The organism is Acinetobacter sp. YH01019, from assembly GCF_013420285.1.
In the GTDB taxonomy this organism is placed as follows: Bacteria; Pseudomonadota; Gammaproteobacteria; order Pseudomonadales; family Moraxellaceae; genus Acinetobacter; species Acinetobacter gandensis.
On sequence record NZ_VOYM01000002.1, the window covers coordinates 1 to 23,939 of the forward strand.

Genomic DNA, 23,939 nt, shown 5'->3' on the forward strand with positions numbered 1-23,939 from the left:
GAAAGTTGGGTGTATTTCTTCATTGTGTGCTTTCCAATTGCGAGTTGAAAAAGTCTAATGATTCTATGAATACACCTAACTTTTTCAACTAACTACAAATGTGTTGCACTTGGGATTTGAATCTGCGCCTGTTTATTAACGTAGTACTATTGGCGAATTGGCTAATTCGTTAACACGTTCTTGTGTTTTATCAGCATAAAAAAGATTTAAGACTCGACCAATCTCAGAAACTCCACTTGTCATTGCATTGCGGTAGTCTTTAGTTTGCATTTTAGCAATGATATTTTGGCAAATACCTTGCCAAATTTTATCGTTAGTTGCTTGACGCAGCCCACGGTCAAAAACAATTTCTACCTGACGTTCGCAGATATTCAAATACAATAATACTCCGCTATTAAACTCAGTATCCCAGACACCCAACTCAGCAAAGAGCTGTTCAGCACGAGCACGGGTGTTTTGATAATACGCTTGGTTTGACGGAATATGTCCTTCGATCACCACCTGTATTTCGCCCACATGGCCATGCTCAGCTTCCGTCACCGCTTGCGCAATGGCCTGCTGATCTTGCTTATTAAAAAACCGGTTTGCTGCAGGCATAAAAAAGAAGTGCTTCAACCAGCGTTTAAAACTTGGTTGCTGTATTTCCTGTGTTTTTGGACAGGTGACAATTTCTGTTGTTTCTGTTTTCGTTACCATGAACCTGATGCTCCCCCACCGCCGAAACCACCACCGCCTCCGCTATAGCCACTACCACCAAAACCACCACCGCCGCTGCGACCACCTCCGCCTCCACCACCGGCAAGAAACATTTGAAAAATCGTTTGTGCAATCGCAGTGATCAGTAAAAAGAAAATTGCACCACCCATGAGTAAACTAGTCAACAAACCAGCGCCATTGACCAGTCCCGCGACCGTGCCTGCTACTGCAGCAGTTGAGGCACTTAAGCGCTTACCCACAATAAAGGATGCAAAAATACCCACCACTAAAATAATCAGAGCCGTGGTAAAGGTTTTTTCTTTGGCTTGTTGCTCGTGTAAGGCTTGTTCCTGACGTTCTTTCAGCTCTTGGGCTGCTTGAGCTGCAACTTCAGGGTCTTGATTTAAAATTTGAGTTATTTCCATTAAGCCAGCATCAATGCCTTGGGCATATTGAGCTTGCTTAAAGTACGGTGTAATTTGATTACGAATGATTCGACTAACAATAATGTCCGGCATAATGCCTTCAAAGCCATATCCAGTCAGAATCTGTATACGACGATCATTCACTGCAATCGCCATTAAAATACCGTTATCGCGCTTGGCAGAGCCCAATTGCCACTTCTCAGCAATACGCATGGCATAGTCAAAAATATCTTCCTGCCCTGTTGTCGGTACAATGACCACGCCAATTTGAGCTTTGCCATGTTCATGCAATTGCAGAATTTTCTGACTAATCGCCTGCTTCTCTGCCACAGAAAGTAAATTTGCCTGATCTACTACAGGCTCATTCAGTGTTGGCAGTCCACGAATCGACTCGCCATCTGCCATATCATTAGCAATTTGTGGTTGCTGAATTTTGATTACAGGCTGTGCTGTTGTTTCTTTTTGCGTAGCTGACTGCTGATCTTTTAATATTTTACCAACAACAACTGTTTCAGCATCTACATCTGTAGCGGTGGCAGTTTCTGCATGTGTGAAACCCACCACACACAATAAGCATGCTAAAACCATGCGCTGCAGCCACAACAAACCTGTATGTTTTAGCTCAAAATCCACCATCAGCCCACCTCACAATCCAGTGATGCCAATTAATTAAAATCAACTTTCGGTGCAGTTTGTGCACTTTGCTCTGCGCTAAAGTTAGGCTTGGTATCCATACCAATGACTTTAGCTGTCATCACTTGCGGGAACTGGCGTGCATAGCCGTTAAAGTCTTGTACCGTAGTAATGTAGCGATTACGTGCGACAGCGATCCTGTTTTCAGTGCCTTCAAGCTGTACCTGTAAATCACGGAATTGCTCATTGGCTTTTAAGTCTGGATAATTTTCGGAGACTGCAATTAAACGTGAAAGTGCGCTAGTCATTTGTGCCTGTGCTTCTTGGTATTTTTGGAACAGTGCTGGATCTTCCAAAACTTCTTTATCCACTTTTAGACCCGCTACATTGGCACGTGCCTGCGTTACTTCCGTTAGCACTTGCTCTTCATGTTTTGCATAGCCTTTGACGACATTCACTAAATTAGGCACCAAATCTGCACGACGTTGATATTGGTTTTGTACTTCAGACCATGCTGCTGTAACGGCCTCATCTTTGACTTGTAAAGTGTTATAGCCACAACCGCTTAATGTTAGTGTGCTCACAAGGGCTACAGTGAGCATGCTTTTTTTCATTAAATTCATATCCCTTAACCTCAAGTATTTATTTGTAATTGTTTAAATAAATTCATTCTAACCTGAATTTTTACCTTTTTTATGTATTTTCTTTGTGATCCATTTTTTTCATCTATTCTCTTTATTCAAAGAAAAGCCCTCTTTCGAGGGCTGCAATCTTAACTATATAAAATTTGTGTTTGATGATCTTGAAAACCTTCAAATTGGTAGTCTTCAGCAAGTCTAGTTTTCCAATAACCTACAATTTTACTGTAATCAATCTCAGCGGGATGAAATCCTGCTTTGTAATAAGATAAGTATTCTGGCACCAACTGAACAAACATTTTGCCCAATAAATATATACCGAATACATTCCCTCCTACTTTAGGTAAGCTTTTTTTCTTATCTTGCAAAAACAATCTCGTGGCAGAATAAAAGGTTAAGCTGGCAAAACCTGTGGTAACACTGCGCATAATCATGCGACGGATTTTGTCATCACCATAGACATGTTGATAGACATCAAAGGCTACTGCACGGTGTTCAATTTCTTCAATTGCATGCCACACCCATAGTTTAATCGCGTCATCATCCAAAGCACTGAGCACTTCAGGATGTCTTAAAATATACCCCCCCAACAGCGCAGTAAAATGTTCAAAAGCACAGGTAATAGCGAGTTGTATTTTGGGATGTAGATTTTTTACATACCTATCTTTTCGAGCTAACCATGCTTGAAAGCGATCCAAATTATAATCATCGCTTCGCCAAGCATCATTAAATTCTGCATGTGCTTTTGAGTGCATCGCCTCCTGTCCAATAAATGCAGCAATTTCCGCTAGCAGTTTTTCATCAGTCACTTTATCGCGAACGTTTCGAACACTGTGTACAAAAAATTGTTCACCGATGGGAAAGGTCGATGATAATGCTGTCAGTAAATGCGACATGACCGGTGAATTGGCAAAATAATGTCGCTTGATCGCCTTTGGATTAAATTGTGGGCGACGTACTGTAATACCAATGGCTTTCGGACGATTAAGATATGATTTTTGTGCCGTCACTTGAGTCATGATAATATCCATTAAATGTGATCATGCTGGCAGTATGTAATTCCTAAGCTCTTTCACACATGGCAAAATGTGCTAGCACACTTGCATAATTCACCATTCTAAAGCGCTGTCTGACAACTTTTAAGCGTATTTATCTGCAAAATCCATTTACTTGTCATTTGAGGTAAATTCCAAAAAATAAAAAACCCGCCGAAGCGAGTTTTTTGAATAAATCCAATGCAATCACTGGCATGTCATGACTTAAACATCTAAGTAGTCAAGAATACCTTCTGCAGCTTGGCGACCTTCCCAGATTGCGGTTACCACAAGGTCAGATCCACGGACCATATCACCGCCGGCAAAAATTTTCGGATTCGATGTTTGGAACTTAAATTCTTGCTGTTCAGCAGCAATGACGCGACCTGAACCATCCATACTAATGTTTGATGTAGTAAACCAATCTGCAGGGCTGGTACGGAAACCGAAGGCAAGCAATACTGCATCTGCTGGTAAAATTTCTTCTGAACCCGGAACTGGTTCAGGGCTTCGACGACCGCGGCTATCTGGCTCACCCAACTGAGTGGTCACAACTTTAACACCCGTCACTTTGCCATTTTCACCTACAATTTCAATCGGCTGACGATTAAATTGGAAATCCACGCCTTCTTCACGCGCATTTTTCACTTCACGACGTGAACCCGGCATGTTTTCTTCGTCACGACGGTAGGCACAGACAACCGATTCGGCACCTTGACGGATCGAGGTACGGTTACAGTCCATCGCGGTATCACCACCACCGAGAACAATCACTTTTTTGCCTTCCATGCTGATGTATTCAGATGGATCTTTTTCCCAACCTTGAGTACGGTTGACATTGGCAATTAAGAAATCAAGCGCATCAACCACGCCATCAAGATCTTCACCTGCGAAACCACCTTTCATATAAGTATAGGTTCCCATACCCATGAAAACAGCATCATAGTCTGCAAGCAATTGATCGATGGTAACATCTGTACCAATTTCAGTATTTAAACGGAACTCAACGCCCATGCCTGAGAAAATCTCACGGCGACGCTTCATTACGTCTTTTTCCATCTTGAATTCTGGAATACCGAAAGTCAGCAAACCACCAATTTCAGGACGTTTATCAAATACAACGGGTTTTACACCGTTACGAACCAAAATGTCAGCACAGCCAAGACCAGCAGGACCTGCACCAATAATGGCAACTTTTTTATCAGTCCATTTCACGTGTGACATATCTGGACGCCAGCCTAAAGCAAAGGCTGTATCGTTGATATATTTCTCTGCATTACCAATGGTCACTGCACCAAAACCATCATTTAAGGTACAAGCACCTTCACATAAACGGTCTTGCGGGCATACGCGACCACATACTTCAGGCAGTGTATTGGTTTGGTGACACAGTTCCGCCGCTTGGAAAATACGACCTTCTGCAATCAGTTTCAACCAGTTTGGAATGTAGTTATGTACTGGACATTTCCATTCGCAATATGGGTTACCACAGCCAAGGCAGCGGTGAGTTTGGTTTTTTGCAACTTCAGCTGTAAACGGTTTATAAATTTCCACAAATTCTGCTTTGCGGACAACTAGATCTTTTTTCTCTGGATCTTGGCGTGCTACATCCAGGAACTGAAAGTCATTATTTAGGCGCTCTGCCATGTCTCTCTCCGTGGGTAGGTGTAGTCGGTTTATTTATCCGCTACACCTGCCTATCAAATCTGCAGTAGTGGAATTATTGTGGATCAGCTTGAGTTGTTTTCAACAAAGTCTGCAAATTAGCAGCTTTTGGTTTCACAAGCCAGAATTTGCGGCCGTAGAAATCAAACTCATGGCGGATCTTATACGCCCAAGCACTACCGGTTTCTTTAATATGCTCATCTAAAATACGGCACAAGAACTCTTTATGTTCTTCCATCGATTCAGTTGAGATACGGTTCAATTCAATGAGTTCGTGGTTGTAGTGGTCAACGAAGTCATTATCTAAGTCGAGTACATAAGCAAAACCACCAGTCATACCTGCACCAAAGTTATGACCCACTTTGCCCAATACAGTCACAATACCGCCTGTCATGTATTCACAGCAGTGGTCGCCTGCACCTTCAATTACAGCGAAGGCACCTGAGTTACGAACTGCGAAGCGCTCACCTGCAGTACCTGCAGCAAACAATTTACCGCCCGTTGCACCATATAAACAGGTATTACCAATAATTGCAGTATTTTGCGTTTGGAATGGTGAACCTTTTGGTGGGAAGATCGAGATACGACCACCTGCCATGCCTTTACCGACGTAGTCATTCGCATCACCTTCAAGGCTAATATGCAGACCACCTGCGTTCCATACACCTAAAGACTGACCAGCTGTACCATTCAGATTCACCTTAACTGGATGTGCTTCCATGCTCAGGTTGCCATAGCGTTTTGCAATTTCACCTGAGATTCGCGCACCAATTGAACGGTCACAGTTACCAATTGTGAAGCTATATTCACCACCTGTCCCTGCTTCAATTGCTGGTAGCATTTCAGCTACCATTTTCTCAGCCAATAAACCTTTGTCGAATGGTGCATTGCCTTGTACTTCGCAGTACTGTGCTTTGCCATTGGCTGCTGGGTGAGATTCTAGTAATGCACTCAGGTCAAGATGCGCATGTTTTTCAGTTTCACCCGGAAGCATTTCCAACAAATCTGTACGGCCAATCAAGTCTTTCAGGCTTGCTACACCAAGCGCTGCCAGCCATTCACGTGTTTCTTCCGCAATGAAGTGGAAGAAGTTGATCAGCATTTCAGGCTCACCAATATAGTGTTCCTGACGCAAGTGATCTTGCTGTGTAGCAACACCGGTCGCACAGTTGTTCAAGTGGCAAATACGCAGGTATTTACAACCCAATGCAATCATTGGTGTAGAACCGAAACCGAAGCTTTCCGCACCCAAGATTGCTGCTTTTACAACATCTAGACCTGTTTTTAAGCCACCATCAGTTTGTACACGCACTTTGCCACGTAGATCATTCACACGAAGTGCTTGATGTGCCTCGCTTAACCCTAACTCCCATGGCGAACCTGCATGGTGAATTGAAGAAAGTGGAGAAGCCGCTGTACCACCGTCATAACCAGAAATGGTAATGAAGTCTGCATATGCTTTTGCCACACCTGCCGCAATCGTACCAACACCGGGCTCAGAAACCAGCTTAACTGACACCATCGCCTGTGGGTTAACCTGTTTTAAATCGAAGATTAACTGTGATAAATCTTCAATTGAGTAGATGTCGTGATGCGGAGGTGGAGAAATTAAAGTCACACCTGGCACTGAGTAACGTAAACGTGCAATCAAGCCATTCACTTTACCGCCCGGCAACTGACCACCTTCACCTGGTTTTGCACCTTGAGCCACTTTAATTTGAAGTACTTCTGCAGATGTAAGATATGCAGGAGTAACACCAAAACGGCCTGATGCAATTTGTTTGATTTTCGAGTTACGAATCGTACCGTAACGCGCTGGGTCTTCACCGCCCTCACCAGAGTTCGAACGACCACCAATTGTGTTCATTGCAATCGCAATTGCCTCATGTGCTTCAGGTGAAAGAGCACCCAAAGACATACCAGCCGAGTCAAAACGTGGCAGAATTTCTTCAACCGATTCAACTTGATCTAGCGCAATTGAATTGTCAGTTTTAAGCTTAAATAAGTCACGAATCGTTGCGATTGGACGATTATTGACAAGCTCTGCATATTCTTTGAAGTCTGCATAATTACCAGAGCGTACTGATTTATGCAGTGCATTAATTACGTCTGGGTTAAATGCATGGTATTCCTTACCGAAAACGAATTTCAGCATACCGCCTTGATCAATTGGTTTACGTGATTTCCACGCCAAATCGGCCAATTTTTTCAAGTCATTTTCAAGGTCAGCAAAAGTTGCGCCTTTAATACGGCTTGGCACACCTGTGAAGCATTTCGCAACCACTTCATCCGATAGGCCAACAGCTTCGAATAGCTGACCGCCACGGTAGGAAGCAACGGTTGAAATACCCATTTTAGAAAGTACTTTTAACAGACCTTTCTCAATCCCTTTACGGAAGTTCGCTTGAGCATGGATCGGGTCGCCTAATAGCTCGCCTTTTGCGATCAAGTCATTGATCACATCATACGCAAGGTATGGATAGATCGCAGTCGCGCCAAAACCAAGAATTACTGCAAATTGATGCGCATCACGTGCTAAACCCGTTTCAACAATAATGTTGGCATCTGTACGAAGACCCGCATTGATTAAATAGTGATGTACCGCACCTGTTGCCATCAAGGCATTCGCAGGTAAGAAACCTTGACGAATTTTCTTATCAGACAATACCAATAAAGTTTTGCCGTCACGAATCGCTTGAGCAGACTCTTCACAGATACGTGTAATCGCAGCTTCTAAGCCTTCATTTTCTGCATAGTTCAAATCAATATCTGCAATTTCATATCCTTTACGACCAAGGGTACGGATTTGATGCATTTTCGAATTTGAAAGTACAGGGCTTGAAATGATCAAACGATCTGCATGCTCTGGACCTTGTTCAAACACGTTTTGTTCACGGCCCAAACAAGTCTCTAAAGACATTACAATCGATTCACGTAGCGGATCGATTGGTGGGTTAGTTACCTGCGCAAACTGTTGACGGAAGAAGTCTGATACATGGCGCACTTGACGCGATAATACCGCCATCGGCGTATCATCACCCATTGAACCCACGGCTTCTTGACCACTTTCAGCAATTGGACGTAACAATTGATCACGTTCTTCAAATGTCACCATGAACATTTTTTGTGAAGCTTTTAGGTCATCACCTTTTAAGCCTTGATCACATAAATATTCTTCAAGCTCAGGACTACCTTGAACACGTACTGAATTTTCACGTAACCATTCACGATATGGACGCATACGTTTCAAGTGGTTACTAATATCATTGGTATCTAGCATTTTACCGGTAAAGGTATCAATCACTAAGATTTGACCAGGACCAACACGACCTTTAGACACAACATCTTCCGGCTCATAACCCCAAACACCAATTTCAGATGCCAAAGTAATGTAGCCATTTTTAGTAATTACCCAACGTGCTGGACGTAAACCATTACGGTCAAGCATACAGATGGCATGACGACCGTCTTGAATTACCAAACCTGCTGGTCCATCCCAAGCTTCCATGTGTTTCGAGTTGAATTCATAGAATGCACGTAAGTCAGCATCTAAAGTTTCAACGTTTTGCCACGCTGGTGGAACCAACATACGTAGCGCACGGAACAAGTCCATACCACCACCTACAAGCACTTCAAGCATATTATCAAGGCTTGAAGAGTCTGAACCTGTACGGTTAACGATTGGATTGAGTTCAGTTAAGCCTGGTAGAAATGGTGTTTCAAATTTAGGTGTACGCGCCATTGCCCAGTTACGGTTGGCAGTAATTGTATTGATCTCACCATTATGTGCTAAGTAACGGAACGGCTGTGCCAAAGGCCAACGTGGTAAAGTGTTGGTCGAGAAACGTTGATGAAATACAACAATGTGTGACTTTAAACGCTCATCAGCTAGATCGGTATAGAAATCAGCAATTGCTGCTGGCATCATTAAACCTTTATAGCTAATCACAGTTGAGCATAAAGTCGTTACATAAAATGATGAATCACCTACCAGTTTTTGTTCTGCACGACGACGTGCCATAACCAATTTACGGTTGAACTCAACTTCGGTTACGCCCATCGGGCAGTTCACAATAATTTGCTCAAAGGCAGGTAAAGATTGCATTGCAATCGAACCCAATGCGTCATTATTGGTTGGCACCACACGCCAAGCCAATACAACACAGCCTTCTTCTTCAATTTCTTTGGTTAAGACTTGCTTTGCATGTGCAGCAATTGCAGGATCAAGGTTTAAGAAAACCGTACCCACAGCAAAAATTTCACTCAGTGTAATGTCACTTAGCTTTTTTGCTTCTTCACGGAAGAATTCTTTAGGCATAGCCAGTAGCAAACCACAACCGTCACCAGTTTTGCCATCTGCGGCAATACCACCACGGTGGGTCATACAACTTAAACTATGCATTGCGGTTTTGACGAGATCATGGCTTGCATCACCCTGCATATGGGCGATTAAACCGAAACCACAGTTATCTTTAAACTCATCCGGTTGGTATAAACCTTGAGCGGGAGCTACAGTATTAGGCGATGGCATGTGCATAGCGTACCCTTCTTTTCTTTACAGCTCTTTCGAGCACTGAACAAACTTAATTTCTTGTTGCGATTCGTCTTAACTTTCTCACATGAATTGTTCTGTTGAGCAAAATTATTTCTTATTCACACCCTTAAGATAAACTGATTTCATCTTTAATGCATGGATAAAAGTCAAATTTTCAGCTTTTGCAGTTCAGATCAGGAATTCGGACTGGATTAATGACTTCGCACTTTTATCGAATCATTTTCGCGCCAAAATAGGGAGAAAAGTTCAATTTACGCACCAATTAAGCAATTAATATGCCAACTTGATGCATTTTTTTATAAGCCACCTATTCACAAGCATTTTTAATATGTATAGATTATTTTTAGCTATATTTATAGATTTTATTGCACCCTAATCGTGCATTTCATCCATTTAGCACATTCCATTGCGCCATTTTAGAACTCAAATTTGAATGGATCAGGATTTAATTAAACGGATCTGTTACTTCTTGTTCGGTAGGTGCTGGTTTTGCTCGTGGTGTCTCTACTGAACTCTGAGATTTTTGTACATCCACAACATTACCTGAAGCATCACGTCGCGTTACGGTCGTACTTGTGGTCGCATTAGCTTGAGGCGAGATCGCATTTGATACTGCGGCCAAAGCTTTACGAGCAGCCAATTGCGCTTCATCAATCTTAGGTAATGCTGCTGGCTTTAACTTAACAGCATATAGCTTTTGATTTGACGATGTTTCATCCGAACCCAAATCATTGACATAAGGTTGATACTGCTTCAACTCAACAACAGCAGGCTTTACAGATGCTGGTAAGGCAATATTTAGTTCAGCTAAATTACTTTTCGCATCATTTTGTGATGAATATGGGCCAAGAAGAATGACGTATTGCTCAGGATGGTCTTCACCTGAAAGGCGTAAATATACAAATTTATGTCGTTCAACTTGTTTGCGTAGAAAGCTTTTTAAAATATCTTCATTAGAAACACGAAACAATTCTATCGCATACTGTTTTGAAGTATCACTAATAAATTTTGTCCCACGAAATTCAGGTTCATGTTGTGCTGTAGCAACAACATGTGTGGTCAGATCTAGTGGACGAACTTCTTCATTTAATGCACCAAGATGGGACATTGCAGCAACTTTTTCAGGCTGAATCTGTAATTCAATTTCAGTTTCTGCAACTTTTTCGACCTCTACCAATTCTTTAGTATCGGTAATCGCCCAAAACACCAAGGCAGCAAACAGACATACAGTACCAGCCACCAACCAAATATAGTGATGTATTTTTTGCCACTGTAACTGACGTGCTGCCATGTTGTACCTACTTATGCCTGATTGGCCAAAATTGCTTGTTTCATCAGTTCCACATCAAACTCTTTCGTAATAATGGCCTGACCTAATGATTTCATAAGAACCAGTCGTAATTGTCCATTTAACACTTTCTTATCATGGGACATATACGCAAGGAATTCCTCAAGCGGAATTTTAGGGCAAACAATGGGTAATTGTGCACGTAAAATGATTTTTTTTGTACGCTCTAAATCTTCGGCCGAAATCCATCCCATGCGATGGGATAAATCAGCAGCCATAACCATACCTGTCGCAACGGCTTCACCATGTAGCCATTCACCATAGCCCAAATATGATTCGATCGCATGACCAAAAGTATGACCAAGATTTAGTAGTGCACGCTCACCTTGTTCTTTTTCATCATTCGCCACAATCCGCGCTTTATGTGCACAAGAGCGATATACCGCTTCTGCCAACAATGTAGCATCCCCAGCAACCAACGCTTCCATATGCATTTCAAGCCAAGTCAAAAACTCAACATCGCCTAATAGTGCATATTTAATAACTTCGGATAATCCAGCAGAAAGCTCACGTGGTGGTAAAGTTTTTAATTGTGCCATATCCGCCAACACCGCTTGCGGCTGCTGAAAGGCACCAATCATATTTTTACCCAGTGGATGGTTAATCCCTGTCTTACCACCGACACTTGAATCAACTTGCGACAATAATGTGGTTGGTACCTGAATAAAATAGACACCGCGCTGGAAACAAGCTGATGCAAAACCGGTCATATCCCCAATTACACCGCCACCTAGAGCTAACACCGTACAATCACGGTTAAAGCCCGCTTCAAGTAATGCATCAAAAATCAAATTGAGATGTTGAATATCTTTATATTTTTCACCGTCAGGCAAAATACAGGTTGCAACTTTTTTTCCTAAAGCCTCAATTGCGTTTACATAATGCTGTAAATACAACGGTGCAACTGTGGTATTCGAAACCACTATGACTTGTTTGCCATGAATATAAGGCTCTAGCAGTGCTTGTGGATCTAACTCACTGCCGATAAAAATAGGATAGCGACGATCGCCAAGTTCAACATGTAGGGTTTGCATGACATTAACCATTTATTGACTAGGGTGTATTTGAAGAAACAATCAGATGAAGTATTTTTTGTGCGAGATCTCGTGCAGCACCTTGATTGGTTTCAATAATATGATGTGCCACTTCACGATAGAGTGGGTCGCGTGCTGCGAGTAAATCACGGAGCTTTTGCTCTGGATTTTCAACTTGCAGAAGAGGACGATTTTTGTCGCGATACGTTCGTTGAAGCTGAATTTCAACGGGAGTATAAAGATAAACTACTATGCCGCGATGTTTTAAAAATTCACGGTTTGGGGACTGAGTAACGGCTCCACCACCTGTTGCTAAAACCAACTGCGATCTAGCCGTCAACTCATCAATAACATTCGTTTCACGACTTCTAAAGCCTAACTCACCTTCCTTTTCAAATATCCAAGGAATGGTAGCTCCTGTTTTTCGCTCAATCTCATGATCACTATCAAGAAATTCTCGACCCAACAATTCAGCTAAATGTCGCCCTACGGTTGTTTTTCCTGCCCCCATTGGCCCTACCAAATAAATATTTGGTAGGGTTTCAAACTCTTTGCTTGGCAAGGAGTCACCTATTTCTTTTGTTAAATTGAAAATATATTAATGATTTCTAGTAACACTGTCATTAACAATTCGTGGGGTAACAAAAATCAGCAACTCATTTTTAGCATCACTTTTTAAATCTTTACGGAATAAGCGACCAACATAAGGAATGTCTCCTAAAAATGGTACTTTTGTTTGCTTACTTTGAGTTTCCTGATTAAAAATTCCACCCAATACTACTGTTTCACCATTATTTACTAGGACATCAGTATTGATTTCATTTTTATTCAAAATGATCTCACCATTTTGTGCATAACCTGCTGGCGAATCACTTTTAATATTGAGCTTCATCTGTACTTTACCGTCAGGGGTAATACTTGGTGTCACATCGAGACTAAGTAAAGCTTCCTTAAATTCTGTAGAAGACGTAGCATTTGACCCCGTACCAGTTACTGATTGATAAGGAATTTCTTGCCCCGAAGCCACTTTCGCTTGCTGCTTATCTGCAGTCAGTACTTTTGGTGTAGAAATCACCTCACCATAACCATCTGCTTGCAATGCTGATAATTCCAGATCCAACATAAAGTCTGACAAACTGATTAAACCAAAGGCAATACGGCTTGCTCCCGCAGTCGTTACACCTAGATCCACGTTTAAATTACTTGGACGTTGAATAGTATATTTACCATCATCATCAGGAGTTTTAAGATCCCAAAGCGTTGTATCACTACCACCTACTAACAAATGATCATTTTGATTAATCCCTTGTGATAACAAGCCCCACTTGACACCCATTTCCTTCGTAAAGTCAGTAGATGCTTTAACAATACGAGCTTCAACCATCACCTGTTTAACAGATACATCAAGTAAATCGACCATTTTACGAATTTGATCAATATTCAATGCTGTATCATTGATAATCAATGTATTGGTTCGAGTGTCCGCAGAGATGGTACCTCGAGGACTTAATAAGTTTCCTCGATCTTCATCTGAATTACCACTATTTGACGAACCGCTGTTACCAGCAGTTTTTGACTGCGTAATGAGTTTTTCAATATCTGCTGCTTTTGCATAACTTAGGGTCAAATATTCAGTTTGTAGTGGAGATAGCTTAACACTTTGACGTAAAGCTTTTGCTTCCTCTTCTTCAGCTTTGATCAGCTCAGTAACTGGAGCGATCCAAATCACATTACCATTACGACGTTTATCTAAATTCTTCGTCTTAAGCACGATATCCAACGCTTGATCCCAAGGCACATCTTTTAAGCGTAGTGTAATATTACCTTGTACAGTATCCGCAGCCACCATATTAATTTCAGTGAAATCTGCCAACAACTGTAGTACTCGACGCACTTCAATATCTTGGAAATCTAAAGAAATTTTCTTACCTGTGTAATGGTTTGCTGCTTTAGGGCGTAAAGGATTTTTATCTTCAGGTCGCTTTAAACTCACAGTCAATTTATTGTCTGACTGATATGCCATATATTCATAGCTGCCTGTTGATTGAATCGTGATGATACCGTTTACCATCATTATGCGCATCTACTGAAGCCACTGGTGTTGCAAAATCATTTACATTTAAACGACGCGTTAAGTGTGCAGGTACTTTATTTCCTAAAGTACGAATCACAATTTTGCTACCTTGCTGTTGTACATCGACAGGTGTGTTACCCCCCAATAAATCCACAACAACTTGACCTTCACCATTAGACCCACGCTGGAACCCAATATTTGAAATACCTTGCTGTTGACGCTGAACGACTGGTTGAGACAAGGTTGCTAACTGTGCTGAATTAATTTTTAGGATAAAGGTATTACCTTCAACACGGGTCGTAAAGGCACCGGCATTTGCTAAATTAACTGTTAAACGCGCACGCTGAGCGTCTGAAGTAACATCAACTGAAGTAGCTTCATTTGTTGCTACAGGAATTGAACTTTGCTTTAAATTTTGTTGTGCTTTATCAAAGTCCAAGACCAAACGTGAAGGCTGATCTAACTGATACGCCTGAGGCTGCGGTGGTAACCCATTAAACATCACACGAATTTCAGTGCCTTGCCCAGGAATTTGCATTGGCACAATATTTGTTACACTTACCTGTGCATTGGCCACTTGCATAATCGCCATTGCCACAGCACCCATCGAAAACTGACGAAACATACGATTCATTGTATTGCCATCCCCAAAAATAAAATCTTGTACACTATTCTTCATTTTTATTCCTTTAAGCTTAAGGTGCTGGTCCAATTAAAATAAGACTTCTAGGACGCTCCACATATCCTTCTCGCCCATCTGGAATAATCTCAATCAAATCAATTTGTGTTGGTGTGATATTCACAACACGACCATGATTGAGCCCCATATAACTACCACGTTGAATGCGCTCAACTTCACCATCTGGTGTTTGAATCAATGCCAGTGTTTGACCGGATTGATTACGCATACTGCCTTTCATATTCAAGGTTTCAAGCGCATAACTTTCTAAAGGCTGTGGCTGACGGTTTAAGTTTGGATAAACACGTTTGCCTGCCATAATTTTTAGCTCTGCTGCTAAAGAACTTGGTAAAAAAGGACTCTTTAACGAATGTGCAGCATAATTAAAGGTCTCAACAGGCACAAAATCAGGTGCAGGCTCAATCGGTAATGGCTCTTGATTTCGAATATTTGCCATTTCTTGATTGACAACATCTATACGTGATTCACATCCGGCTAAAAGCAAACCAACAAATGCAGAAAGAACCAATTTATTCATTTTCATTTTGGAGCCTCCTGATTATTTGCAGTGTCAGTTGCTTGAGCAGTTGTTTCCGTATTCCCAACATAGCGATAAGTTTTTGCACTTAACTGATAATCAACTTTTGGAATATCAGAATTTTTCTCTTTATTTGGAGTCGCTGTAATTGTGAAATTATGCAAAGTCACAATACGAGAAAGGCCTGCAATCCCACTGACAAATGAACCAAAGGCATGATAATCACCGGTTGCATCAATGCTAATTGGTTGTTCAATAAAGAACTCTTGTTTAACTTCAGGCTCAAGTTTAATTTGCTTAAATTTCAAACCTGAGTTCACGCCTGTTAAGTTAATATCTTCAACCAAACCAGGGATTTCTGTTTCTTTCGGCAATTGTTCAAGTTGCTGATTAAAACGCACTTCCATATCCTGTAATTGGATTTGATACTGTTGCAAGTTACGTAGTTTTGAATCTTTTTCACGGAACTCATTTAACAAGTTTTGTTCTTGCGCATTAGCATTTGAAATCGCTTCAATCTTGTTTTTAATTGCTAAGAAGTAACCCAAAATCCCAACAAGAATAATAATAAAAATCCAACAGGTGATTTTTACAGATAAAGGCCAGCTACCATAATTGTTTGGATCAAGGGTATTAAACTGCTGCATGAACTTTTCAAAAGTCATTTTCTTTTTAGGGACAACAACAGTATCTTGATTTAATTGTTCAAATTCATCACGACTCATTTTGCGGCCTCCGTCGTAGGAGCTGCTACAGCTTGACCAGTTGCAACTTGGTCAGTTGCTGTTGTAGCGGCAGGATTTGCAGCAGGATCAGCAATAACAGGTTGTGCAATTTGATCTAAATCAGCAGTCACTGTGAATGTTCCATAGTTTTCTTCAACGCGCGGAACTATTGAACTTGGCGTTTTATCTTTCTTCTCTTCTACCACCAAGAACGAACTCATAAATGCATTACGATACCAAGGTGACGCTTCTAAGTTGCGCAGTAATTCAGCCACCGTATTTGGACTTTCTGCACGCCCTTCAATCGTAAACTTATCAGCAGAGCGATCAAACTTCGTAATATACATATTTGCTGGTGTCACACGGACCAATTCATCAATTAAATGAACGGCAATCGGACGCTGCCCTTGCAAGCCTTGAATCAATTTCATGCGCTCAATGATGGCATTACGCTGATCTTGTAAGCCTTCTAACGACTTTAATTGCACATCAAGATTTTGATTGGTACTGACAATCAGTTGGTTCGCTTGTTCTTGATCTTGCAATTTATAATCATAGTAAAGCCATGTAGAACCTACCCCTAATGCCCCAACTAAAAACGCCCCAATGCAAATTGCAATAAATTCTTTTTTTCGTTTCTCTCTTAGCCCATCACGCCAAGGGAGCAAGTTAATCTTTGCCATTAATCAAAACTCCTCAATGCTAGACCGCATGCCACCATGAGTGATGAAGCGTCATTTTCAATTTTTTTAATGTCAATTTGAGGTGAAAAACCCATTTGTAAAAATGGATTGGCAATCGTTACGCGGTAACCCAACTTTTGTTGTAGTAACTTCGCAAGCCCCGGAATATTGGCATTCCCCCCTGCCAATAAAATATGATCAATTTCGTTAAACTGAGATGATGAAAAGAAGAACTGTAATGAACGTGCCGCTTGTTGCACTACGGCTTCTAGAAAGGGTTCAAGTACTTCAACATCATAATCATCTGGTAAAGCGCGCGTTTTCTTCGCACGACCAGCTTCTTCAAATGAAAGTGCATAACGATTTTGAATTTCTTGAGTCAATTGTTTACCGCCAAACACCTGTTCGCGGGTATAAATGACCTTATTATTTTGCATCACTGACAATGTCGTCATACTGTGACCGATATCTAAAATACCGACCGTATTTACACCCATTGGCAATGTATCTGAGAACACTTTGAATGCATTTTCTAAGGCAAAACTTTCTACATCACCAATTTTTGGTGTCAGTCCTGCCAGCTGTAATACTTCAGCACGCGCTTCAATGTTTTCAATACGTGTTGCAACGAGCAACACATTGACACGATTTGGATTCTATAAACGATCAGGCAAGACCTCAAAATCGAGACTCGCTTCATCCAGTGGGAAAGGAATATATTGTTCAGCATCATCACGAATCTGAATTTCACGTTCATCATCGTTCATGTCGGCATCCATTTCGATGACTTTTGTAATCACCATAGATGTCGGCACAGCCAAAGCCGCATTCGAAGTCTGAGTATTGGCTAAATTAATTGCGCGCTCTAAACAGTCACCGACAGCTTCCGGATTTAAGATGTTTTTTTCAACTACACTACCTTCAGGTAGAGGGACCAAAGCATAGCTTTCAACCCAATACCGTCCACTTTTAACAGAAAGTTCCAAAACTTTAACAGAAGTCGAACTAATATCTACTCCTATTAACCCCTTATTTGGCTTACGATATAACCTGAGCACAATATAATTCCTATTATTTTTTTATCCCCAAAAAAAGTAACCCACTAATTAGTATTGGTCTATAATTTTCTACAGATACAATAACTCATCTAACAATCCGTATATCGAAAGGATATACTGACCACCAATTAGTTTGCCATTAGCTCTTATTAAAACTTACTTGTTATGAAAAAGCTATCTTGTTCAGGCCTTGTTCATCCATTTTTTTTGGCCGTAATTATTATTTTGGTCGCAATTCCAATGGGTTTCTATGGCATGTATCTCTATATTGCCCCGTCTTTGCCTGAAATGTCCACTTTAAAAAAGGCACCATTATTAAAGCCACTACAAGTTTATAGTGCTGATAATGAGCTGATTGCAGAGTATGGTGGTAAACTTTCTGTGCCGGTTGAGTACGATCAAATCCCCACTCATTTTATTCAAGGCTTTTTAGCTGCCGAAGATTCTTCTTTCTTTGAGCATAGTGGTATTAGCTTTAAAGGTCTGGGGCGTGCAGTGAGCGAAAGTATTACTGGCTCTGATGTGCAAACTGGTGGTTCAACCATCACCATGCAAGTCGCCAAAAATTATTACTTAACCTCAGACCGAACACTAAAACGCAAACTCACCGAAGTTTTCCTCGCAAGAAAAATAGAACAAAACCTCAGTAAAGAAGAAATTTTAACGTTATATGTCAACAAAATTTTTCTCGGTAAAAATGCCTACGGTATCGCAGCAGCAGCAAAAATTTACTATAACAAAAGCTTAAAAGACCTCAGTTTAGCGCAAATGGCGATGATTTCTGGGCTGCCTAAAGCACCATCGAAATACAACCCTGTAGCCAATCCAAAACGTGCACTTGAGCGCCGTAACTGGATTTTAGGTCGTATGTTGCAATTGGGGTATATCAACCAAGCGGAATATCAAAAAGCTATTGCTGAACCTATTAACTTAGACATGCCTGATCGTGGTGTCAGTAATAAATACCCCTATGTCGGGGAAATGGTTCGCTCAGAATTAGTAAAAAAGTTTGGTGAACAAGCAACTGATTCTGGCTATAAGGTTTATACCACGATAAATAGTCAACGCCAGGCCTATGCAGAACAAGCGGTACAAGATGGTTTAGAAGATTATGATCGCCGCCATGGTTGGCGTGGTGCTGAAGCACATGATGAACCACTGAAAAACTTTATGGCCTATGCCAATACCTACCCTGCACAAGTCACAAAAGTAAATAAAAGTAGCTTTGATGCTTTAATGCAAGATGGCAGTACAATCACCGTTCCATGGTCGGGTATGTCTTGGGCTCGCCCCTATCGCAGTGCAAATAGCGTAGGTAATGGCCCGAGCAATGCCTCACAAATTGTAAAAGTTAATGATATTATTCGTTTACGCCCCAATGCGAATAAAAGCTCATGGTCACTGGTACAGATTCCAAAAGTTCAAGGTCAATTAATTGCGATTAACCCCAATAACGGTGGTATTGAAGCGATTGTTGGCGGTTATAATTTTTATCAATCAAAATTTAACCGAGCTTTACAAGGCTGGCGCCAACCCGGTTCAACCATCAAACCTTTTGTTTATGCTTTAGCACTTGAACGCGGTATGACCCCTTACTCAATGGTCAATGACAGCCCAATCACCATTGGTAAATGGACACCGAAAAACTCGGATGGTCGCTATTTAGGAATGATTCCACTGCGCCGTGCGCTATATTTATCTCGTAATACGGTTTCAGTACGATTACTCCAAACAGTAGGTATTGAACGTACTCGCCAATTGTTTATGGATTTTGGTTTACAAGAAAATCAAATCCCGCGCAACTACACCATTGCACTCGGTACACCGCAAGTTTTACCCATCCAAATGGCAACAGGCTATGCCACTTTTGCCAACGGTGGTTACCGAGTTCAACCGCATTTCATCAGCCGTATTGAAGATGCTTATGGCAAAGTCATTTATCAAGCTAATCCTGAATATGCCTGCATCAAATGTATCAATCAAAAGGATGAGGTTGAGTCTGCTGAACCAACAACACCAGATGATGAAGTCATTGAAGTAACCAATCTTGAAAAGGCTAAACCTGAAACTGTTGACCCTGATGCGGCTAACTATCGTCAAGCACAACGCATTTTAAAATCAAGTTCAGCATTTGATATGGCCAACATTCTCCGTGATGTAATCCAACACGGTACTGGTCGTGCAGCATTGAAAATTGGCCGTGGTGACTTAGGTGGTAAAACAGGTACAACCAACGATGCCAAAGATGCATGGTTCGCTGGCTTTAACGGGAAATTAGTGACCGTTGCATGGGTGGGCTTCGATCAGCCATCAACACTTGGACGCCGTGAATATGGCGGTGTTGCGGCGCTCCCTATTTGGTCTGACTTCATGGCAAAATCGTTAAAAGGTACACCTGAAGCTTGGGTACACCTTGATACACATGCCAAAAATCCGATCAATCGTAATGCAGCTAAAGTAGATCAAGCTCAACCTGAGCGTGATGGCGCATCTTCACCGCCTCTTGCACAACCTCTATATCGCCCAGCGCCTGTTGCACCTAAAGCACCGGCAACTAAAAATGATTTTGAGGATTTACCTGGCACTGCGGAAACCAATTTAAATCCCGCGCATTCTGCTCCACCACAAATGCAACCGACGAAACCGCAAAATAATGAACATAAAACAGATGCACTTGATCACCTGATTGATCAAGTGCAATAAATAAAAAAAGCCCTCGTTTGAGGGCTTTTTTTATAACTATTTTTACTTCTTTTTAAATAGATAAATTTGATACTGTGCAGTTAAAGCAAATTGGTCTTTTTGCTCCAATGCTTCGCGGCGTTCAGCTTTGACTTTATACGCATAAGGTGTCATAGCAATCAAATTTTTCAGATCTTGCTGTGGCAAAGCCATCTCAGCTTTTACAACTTGTTCATGAATCAAATCAAATGCTGCTGCAAGTTGCTCCACAAATTTGTTTGGTTCATGAGGCTTCACTTCTTCAAATAACGCTTCACGCATCGCATATAAGTGTTCTGGTGCAGGGGTTACCACTATCAAATACCCTTCGGGCTTTAACACACGTAATATTTCATCTTTTGGAATGGGGCTAAACAGACTGGTGCACAAATCAATCGAGTGATCGAGCACCGGTAACGTTGCTCCGGTACCCACCACCCAAGTCACGTCTTTATTCAATTTAGCAGCAACTTGTACTGCATTTTTAGCAATATCAACACCCACACATTGTAAGACTTCAGCCTGCATCGCATTGGTGTAATACCCCTCACCGCAGCCAATATCTAATAAATTTTCAATACGTAAATCACAGATAATATTCACCACGGCTTGCTGCAATGGTGCGTAATGACCTGCGCTTAAGAATGCGCGGCGCGCCTGAACGGACTCCGGCGTATCCCCCGGATTTTTACTGTGCTTATGCTGCACCACATGCAAATTTACATAACCTTGCTTTGCCACATCGTAGCTATGATTGTTTTCACAGCGCCATGTTCGTTCTGTGAGTTTTAATGCTTCATGGCATACTGGACACATCAGCAGGTTCATTTTTAACTCCAATTCATTTTGAAATAAAAAAACCGGCATCTGTGGGAGCAAATGCCGGTTTCGTTTATTTATTTGCTTAACGTAATTTTAAAGTCATTAGACCTAAAACTACCAGCATAATTGTGATAATCCAGAAACGGATCACCACTTGCGTCTCGCGCCAGCCTTTTTTCTCATAGTGATGGTGTAAAGGTGCCATTAAGAACACGCGTTTATTACGCATGCGTAGCGAACCAATTTGTAGAAAGACTGAAATCGCTTCTACTACAAATACACCGCCCATAATTGCAAACACGATTTCTTGACGAACCATCACCGCAATCGTACCAAGCATAGCACCCAATGATAATGCACCTACATCACCCATGAACACTTGAGCAGGATGCGCATTAAACCATAGGAATGCCAAACCAGCACCAATCATTGCGGCACAGATCACCACCAATTCAGATGAATATTTCACATAGGGAATATGAAGGTAATTGGCAAAGCGCACATCACCTGCAAGGTATGCAAAAACACCTAAACCTGCTGCAACCAAGACAATTGGCATAATCGCCAAACCATCAAGACCATCAGTTAAGTTGACCGCATTAGACGCACCATTAATTACTAAATAAGTAAAGACAATAAAGCCAATACCCAAAGGAATGATTGAAAGTGGAATGCTGATATCTTTAAAGAATGGGATCAACAAATCCAGCATGTTGGCAGTATGCACAGGATTCGTTTGTTGCGTTGCAATGACATACAAAGCAATACCTGCACCTAAAGATGCCACTGAAGTCCAGAAGAATTTCTTCTTCGCGGGTAGCCCTGCGTTGTCTTTATAACGGATTTTAATCCAGTCATCCGCCCAGCCTACAGCACCGAAGATTACCATTACGCCGAGTACAATCCATACGTATGGGTTAGACAAATCAGCCCAAAGTAAAGTTGAAATACCAATGGAAAGCAGGATCAGCACGCCACCCATGGTCGGCGTACCCATTTTTTTCGCATGGTTTTCTGGTGCAAATGAACTGACTGCTTGACCATATTTGAGAGCTTGTAATTTGCGAATCATCACCGGTCCAAGCAGCAGACCAATGGCCAATGCCGTTAAGACACTGAGTAGCGAACGAAGCGTTAAATAACGAACAACCTGAAACGAGCTGTGATAACTCGCAAGCTGCTCAAATAACCATAACAGCATTAAAGTTTCTCCATCAATTCAGCCATCAAAGTTTCCATGTGGGTATAACGAGAACCTTTAAACAGGAAACTCATGGACTGAGGCTGATGTGTTTTGACTAGGCTAATTAATAGCGGTAAAGCCTGTTCTTGTGACAAGAAGGCCTGTAATTTTTTACCATATTGGGTACTGCGTGCACCTTCTTGAACAGCGGGAGAAAACTCACCCACAGACACCACAAAATTAATGTCTTTCACTGAAACAAGGTCACGACCCAACATGTAATGCTGCTGTGCAGCTGATGCACCTAATTCGCCAATATCCCCAATCACCATCACTTTGATGCCTGCTTGCTGTGCTAGTACTTCTGCAGCAGCACGCATTGAGGTTGGATTGGCGTTGTAAGTATCATCAATGAATAAATGTTCTTTGTGAGGAATAAAGTTTAAACGACCTTTTGCACCAGTCGCATGTTCTAGACCAATCACAATATCCTCTAAACTCACACCAATCGATAATGCAAATGCAGTCGCGGCAGTAGCATTTTGCACATTATGCTCACCGGCAAATGGCAATTGAACTGAACGTGAGCCTTGTGGTGTGTTTAAAACAAAACTTGAAGATTGCGCCTGCAGCGTTACTTCTGTTGCGTAAACATCACCACCCTGACCGAAACTCATAACGTTTTCGGTTTGTACTGCTTCACGGATCGAGTCGGTAAAATCATCATCCGCAGGTACGATAGATGTACCTGTCGGAGTAATATGTGCATAAATTTCAGATTTGGCATGGCAAATACCATCACGGCCGCCAAATTCACCCATGTGTGCGGTACCAATATTCAGAATCCCTGCGACCTGCGGCTGCACCAGATTTGAGGTGTAATCAATTTCACCCTTATGACTCGCGCCCAATTCCATCACCGCATATTGATGTTCTGTACGCAGCTCAAGCAACATCATTGGTACACCTAAATCGTTATTCAGGTTACCGCGAGTAATTAAGGTCGGAGCAAGACGAGAAAGGATACTACCAAGCATTTCTTTGGTTGTGGTTTTACCACTACTACCTGTTAATGCGATCACTTTGAGTTGAGAATTTTGTTCACGACGGTATGCGCCTAAATGACCTAAGGCCAAACGCGTATCTGCCACCACCAACTGACAAATATCAGCATCGACAGGATGACTCACAATGGCAATTTCACAACCATTGGCTGCCACTTGAGCGACAAAATCATGCGCATCAAAACGTTCGCCCTTTAAAGCCAAAAAGGCATCGCCAGACTCTGCATGACGTGAATCCGTCAAAATACGCTTGATCGGCCCCGTAGGTGCTTTATCGTTATACCAGTGACCTTGTGTCGCCTCAACGAATTGCGCCGCTGTCCATGGTTCTAATGGAACCGTACTGGTGGTAGAAGTATGCATA

16 protein-coding genes and 2 pseudogenes are annotated in these 23,939 nt (G+C 41.7%); 1 reads left to right on the top strand and 17 read right to left on the bottom strand.

Features of this window, described 5'->3' with window-relative positions; translation table 11 throughout:
- Nucleotides 1-135 precede the first annotated feature (135 nt).
- The 14 genes and pseudogenes from FTT84_RS01345 to FTT84_RS01410 form a co-directional block, all read right to left on the bottom strand.
- Nucleotides 136-696 (bottom strand): TPM domain-containing protein, encoded by a 561-nt coding sequence (locus FTT84_RS01345; protein ID WP_180056239.1) that lies wholly within the window; start codon nt 694-696, stop codon nt 136-138.
- The gene (locus FTT84_RS01350) at nt 690-1,757 is read right to left on the bottom strand and encodes a TPM domain-containing protein (protein WP_180056238.1); all 1,068 of its coding nucleotides are present in this window, start codon (nt 1,755-1,757) and stop codon (nt 690-692) included. Before FTT84_RS01350 ends, FTT84_RS01345 begins: the two co-directional genes overlap by 7 nt.
- A 29-nt stretch (nt 1,758-1,786) precedes the next feature.
- Nucleotides 1,787-2,377 carry a LemA family protein gene (locus tag FTT84_RS01355; RefSeq protein WP_067762997.1) on the bottom strand — a complete coding sequence of 197 codons (591 nt, stop codon included), beginning with the start codon at nt 2,375-2,377 and terminating at the stop codon, nt 1,787-1,789.
- Nucleotides 2,378-2,526: 149 nt separating this feature from the next.
- The gene (locus tag FTT84_RS01360) at nt 2,527-3,411 is read right to left on the bottom strand and encodes a metal-dependent hydrolase (protein ID WP_180056237.1); all 885 of its coding nucleotides are present in this window, start codon (nt 3,409-3,411) and stop codon (nt 2,527-2,529) included.
- A 240-nt stretch (nt 3,412-3,651) separates the two neighbouring features.
- Complete coding sequence (locus FTT84_RS01365) at nt 3,652-5,073, bottom strand: FAD-dependent oxidoreductase (protein WP_180056236.1); 1,422 nt, start codon at nt 5,071-5,073, stop codon at nt 3,652-3,654.
- 73 nt (nt 5,074-5,146) lie between these two features.
- Complete coding sequence (gltB, locus tag FTT84_RS01370) at nt 5,147-9,622, bottom strand: glutamate synthase large subunit (RefSeq protein ID WP_180056235.1); 4,476 nt, start codon at nt 9,620-9,622, stop codon at nt 5,147-5,149.
- 469 nt (nt 9,623-10,091) lie between these two features.
- Nucleotides 10,092-10,937 (bottom strand): hypothetical protein, encoded by an 846-nt coding sequence (locus tag FTT84_RS01375; protein ID WP_180079687.1) that lies wholly within the window; start codon nt 10,935-10,937, stop codon nt 10,092-10,094.
- An 11-nt stretch (nt 10,938-10,948) separates the two neighbouring features.
- Entirely contained in the window at nt 10,949-12,028 is a 1,080-nt protein-coding gene (aroB, locus tag FTT84_RS01380; RefSeq protein WP_180056233.1) for a 3-dehydroquinate synthase, read from the bottom strand.
- A gap of 19 nt (nt 12,029-12,047) precedes the next feature.
- Complete coding sequence (gene aroK / locus FTT84_RS01385; protein WP_067763002.1) at nt 12,048-12,590, bottom strand: shikimate kinase AroK; 543 nt, start codon at nt 12,588-12,590, stop codon at nt 12,048-12,050.
- A 36-nt stretch (nt 12,591-12,626) separates the two neighbouring features.
- Nucleotides 12,627-14,736 (bottom strand): annotated as a pseudogene (gene pilQ / locus FTT84_RS01390) (type IV pilus secretin PilQ).
- A gap of 61 nt (nt 14,737-14,797) precedes the next feature.
- Nucleotides 14,798-15,325 carry a pilus assembly protein PilP gene (locus tag FTT84_RS01395; protein ID WP_180056232.1) on the bottom strand — a complete coding sequence of 176 codons (528 nt, stop codon included), beginning with the start codon at nt 15,323-15,325 and terminating at the stop codon, nt 14,798-14,800.
- On the bottom strand, nt 15,322-16,044 hold the full coding sequence (locus FTT84_RS01400; RefSeq protein WP_180056231.1) for a type 4a pilus biogenesis protein PilO: 723 nt from the start codon (nt 16,042-16,044) through the stop codon (nt 15,322-15,324). The genes FTT84_RS01395 and FTT84_RS01400 overlap by 4 nt, the downstream gene beginning before the upstream one ends.
- On the bottom strand, nt 16,041-16,727 hold the full coding sequence (locus FTT84_RS01405; RefSeq protein ID WP_180056230.1) for a PilN domain-containing protein: 687 nt from the start codon (nt 16,725-16,727) through the stop codon (nt 16,041-16,043). Before FTT84_RS01405 ends, FTT84_RS01400 begins: the two co-directional genes overlap by 4 nt.
- Nucleotides 16,727-17,785 (bottom strand): annotated as a pseudogene (locus tag FTT84_RS01410) (pilus assembly protein PilM). The gene FTT84_RS01405 and the pseudogene FTT84_RS01410 overlap by 1 nt, the downstream one beginning before the upstream one ends.
- A gap of 165 nt (nt 17,786-17,950) precedes the next feature.
- Here FTT84_RS01410 and ponA point away from each other — a divergent pair.
- On the top strand, nt 17,951-20,488 hold the full coding sequence (gene ponA / locus FTT84_RS01415) for a penicillin-binding protein PBP1a (RefSeq protein WP_180079689.1): 2,538 nt from the start codon (nt 17,951-17,953) through the stop codon (nt 20,486-20,488).
- Between the two features lie 42 nt (nt 20,489-20,530).
- Here the strand turns inward: ponA and FTT84_RS01420 are convergent, their stop codons facing one another.
- The 3 genes from FTT84_RS01420 to murF form a co-directional block, all read right to left on the bottom strand.
- Nucleotides 20,531-21,334 (bottom strand): putative RNA methyltransferase, encoded by an 804-nt coding sequence (locus tag FTT84_RS01420; protein ID WP_180079691.1) that lies wholly within the window; start codon nt 21,332-21,334, stop codon nt 20,531-20,533.
- A gap of 76 nt (nt 21,335-21,410) precedes the next feature.
- On the bottom strand, nt 21,411-22,529 hold the full coding sequence (mraY, locus tag FTT84_RS01425; protein ID WP_180079693.1) for a phospho-N-acetylmuramoyl-pentapeptide-transferase: 1,119 nt from the start codon (nt 22,527-22,529) through the stop codon (nt 21,411-21,413).
- Complete coding sequence (gene murF / locus FTT84_RS01430) at nt 22,529-23,938, bottom strand: UDP-N-acetylmuramoyl-tripeptide--D-alanyl-D-alanine ligase (protein WP_180079695.1); 1,410 nt, start codon at nt 23,936-23,938, stop codon at nt 22,529-22,531. Before murF ends, mraY begins: the two co-directional genes overlap by 1 nt.
- Between the last annotated feature and the right edge of the window lies 1 nt (nt 23,939).